Raw genomic sequence first — 281 nt, forward strand, 5'->3', positions numbered from 1 at the left:
GTGCCGGCGAGAGGACTTGAACCCCCAACCTACTGATTACAAGTCAGTTGCTCTACCAATTGAGCTACACCGGCACAAAAACTATTCAATTAAAAGTGGCTCGGGACGGAATCGAACCGCCGACACGAGGATTTTCAGTCCTCTGCTCTACCGACTGAGCTACCGAGCCTCACAATAAGACTCTTTACCAAGCAATGTATTACTAATGGCGGAACTGACGGGATTCGAACCCGCGATCTCCTGCGTGACAGGCAGGCATGTTAGGCCTCTACACCACAGTT

Annotated in this window: 2 tRNA genes; both read right to left on the reverse strand. The window is 50.9% G+C overall.

The features are described 5' to 3' along the window. Position 1: 1 nt before the first annotated feature. Positions 2-74 (reverse strand) — tRNA-Thr (locus HFE01_RS26675). Between the two features lie 22 nt (positions 75-96). Further along, positions 97-169: transfer RNA gene (locus HFE01_RS26680), tRNA-Phe, on the reverse strand. Between the last annotated feature and the right edge of the window lie 112 nt (positions 170-281).

Source organism: Paenibacillus sp. EKM10P (assembly GCF_011800655.1).
Classification (GTDB): Bacteria; Bacillota; Bacilli; order Paenibacillales; family Paenibacillaceae; genus Paenibacillus; species Paenibacillus polymyxa.